This is a genomic window from Streptomyces sp. NPDC018000 (assembly GCF_044328025.1).
Classification (GTDB): domain Bacteria; phylum Actinomycetota; class Actinomycetes; order Streptomycetales; family Streptomycetaceae; genus Streptomyces.
In genome coordinates this window covers 1-2,547 of sequence record NZ_JBIRGM010000061.1, presented here as the reverse complement: position 1 = coordinate 2,547, position 2,547 = coordinate 1, and the positions used below count along the sequence as shown (strand labels likewise).

At 67.5% G+C, this 2,547-nt stretch carries 2 protein-coding genes; one reads left to right on the top strand and one right to left on the bottom strand.

Annotated elements, in window-relative coordinates:
* Positions 1–163: 163 nt before the first annotated feature.
* Positions 164–1,087, bottom strand: a complete 924-nt coding sequence (locus ACH4EW_RS32425) for an RDD family protein (RefSeq protein ID WP_398263146.1) — start codon at positions 1,085–1,087, stop codon at positions 164–166.
* A gap of 120 nt (positions 1,088–1,207) precedes the next feature.
* Here ACH4EW_RS32425 and ACH4EW_RS32420 point away from each other — a divergent pair, with 120 nt between their 5' ends.
* Complete coding sequence (locus ACH4EW_RS32420; protein WP_398263144.1) at positions 1,208–2,215, top strand: stage II sporulation protein M; 1,008 nt, start codon at positions 1,208–1,210, stop codon at positions 2,213–2,215.
* The last annotated feature ends 332 nt before the right edge of the window (positions 2,216–2,547 follow it).

Sequence of the window (2,547 nt, the reverse complement as noted above, 5' to 3'; positions counted from 1 at the left end):
CAGTTGCTTCCCCAAGCTCTCGGCTGCGCTCGAGCAGGGGAGGCCCCATCCTCGCCGCGTTGTCGGAACGCCCCAATACATCCAGTATTCGGGCGCCCCTCCGCCTTGCGATGCACCACATCTGACGCCGCGCGCTGATCCACCACGGATTACGGGACAGCCCTTAGGCAGGCGGCGCGAACCCCGTCGCAGCGCGCGCCGCCCCGCCCTTCTCCACCACCGGGACCACGGGAACTGCCGCCCCCGCGCCACCCATGGACTGCCCGGACCCCACCGGCGCAGAAACAACAGCCCCACCCGCCAGTACTCCGCTCCCCGCCTGCGCAGCACCGTCCCGAGCAGCGACGAACACCCGCCGCGCATCCCGCGCCTGCCGCTCGTTCACCACCGCTGCCAGATACGCCCCGGCGGGCACCCCCTCGGGCACCGGAACCCCGGTCCGCGTCGCCAGTTCCCCAGCCAGCCGCTCCGCCATCGAACGGCCTACCTGCGCGTCGAGCTGATGCATCCGCGTCAGGTACTGCCGTATCGCCATCCACAGACCGTCCGGCACCGCCGACAGATCCAGCCTCGCGAACCGCCCGACCAGCCACGGTGGTGGAGGCGGCACAGCAGTAACTCGCCCCACCGGCACCCGTTCCCGTACGACAAGCGTCCCCGCGAACACGTCCCCGAGCCGCCGCCCCCGCGCCGACACCAGCGAAGCGATACAGGAGACAACCCCGAGCGTCATGAGAATCTCGACGACCCCCATGGCTCCGCGCACCAGCGCATGCCGGAAACGAATCGGCCCCCCGTCGTCCCGGACCACCCGCAGTCCGCATGCCAGCTTCCCCAGCGACCGCCCATGGCTGAGCGTCTCCACCGCGATCGGGCCCCCGACCAGCACCAACAGGAAGGCCGCGACGGATATCGCCGCGAGTGCAGCGTCATCCAGGGTCGCCGTCGCCATGGCCAACCCGATCGACACCAGAACGAACGCCGCCCCCACCACGGCAAGATCGATGGCCTGCGCCAGCGCCCGACTCGGCAATTTCGCCGGACGCAGCCCCAGCACGACCGCATCCCCGGTCACGAGCTCACTCATCGCCGCCCCCTCCTTCGCTGGTCTTCCCTGCCCCTCGGGACCTCAGTCTGCCAAGCTGACCCGCAGCGCGCCGCCGTAGTACGAACCCGTACGCACCCATGCCTGGAGCAGCAGCCGACCATGGACCTCGACGTCTTCGTGACCACCCACCGCACCAAGTGGGACCGCCTGGACCATCTCCTGCACCAAGGGCGCCGACTCACCGGCGCGGAAGCCGACGAACTCGTCGAGCTCTACCAGCGCACGGCCACCCATCTCTCCCTCCTCCAGTCCAGCGCCCCGGACCCGATGCTCACCGCGCGCCTCACCCAGCTCGTAGCCCGCGCCCGATCCACGGTCACAGGTACCCGCCGAGCCTCCTGGCGTGACCCGGCACGCTTCCTGACCGCCGGTTTCCCCGCTGCCGTCTACCGATCCAGCCACTGGTGGATACCCACGGCCGTACTCTCCACGCTGCTGGCCGCAGTCATCGGCTGGTGGATCGGCACACATCCGGAAGTCCAGTCGGCCATCGCGGCTCCGGACGACCTCCGCCGCCTGACCAGCCCGGGCGGGGAGTACGAGACCTACTACTCCAGCCACCCGGCCGCATCGTTCGCCGCCCAGGTATGGACAAACAACGCCCAGGCCGCAGCCATGTGCCTGGTCCTGGGAGCGTTCCTCGGCATCCCGGTGATCTGGATCCTCTTCGTCAACGTGCTCAATCTTGGCGTCGGCATCGGCCTGATGTCGGCAGCCGGCCAGCTCGACACTTTCCTGGGGCTGGTTCTCCCACACGGCCTGCTGGAACTCACTGCCGTCTTTGCCGCAGCGGGTACGGGCCTGCGCCTGGGTTGGACGGTCATCGACCCGGGCCCTCGCACCCGTCGCTCAGCCCTCGCCCAACAGGGCCGGGCCGCGATCGGCATGGCCATCGGCCTCGCACTGGTCCTGTTCGTCTCGGGCGTCATCGAAGGCTTCGTCACCCCTTCCGATCTCCCGACCTGGGGGCGCATCACCATCGGCATCGCGGCCGAGCTGGCGTTCCTTGCGTATGTCTACATCCTGGGCGGCCGAGCAGCGCGAGCGGGCGAACGGGGCGACGTCGATCCCGTGGAACGCAGTGCCGAGCTCCCGGTGGCTGCCTGATGTGCGTACGACCCCGCTGACCTGCTAGTCTCCTGTTCGCCCCGAAAGACCGTTGACATGGTCGAGCAGGGGAGGTAGATTTTAACGGTTGCGTCGGACTGGACAGGTCCGATCCCAACGGATAACATCTTCCTCACTCTTGCCGGAAGATAGAAATTTCCGCAGAGTCGTTGATTCTTTCATTCCGAATCACGCAGCCGATTAGCTCGGCTGAATACTTCTGGTAATGTCGAGTCAGCCGAAAGGCAAAGGCCACTCCAACGGCCACCGGAATTCAAATTCGGACCGGAAACGGGGCGAAAAAAGAATCTGGTAAGGTTGGAACCGCCGGA

What these genes read in the sequence shown, in the direction of transcription:
- ACH4EW_RS32425 (WP_398263146.1), bottom strand. Translation starts at nt 1,087, where the DNA reads ATGAGTGAGCTCGTGACCGGGGATGCGGTCGTGCTGGGGCTGCGTCCG.
- ACH4EW_RS32420 (WP_398263144.1), top strand. Translation starts at nt 1,208, where the DNA reads ATGGACCTCGACGTCTTCGTGACCACCCACCGCACCAAGTGGGACCGC.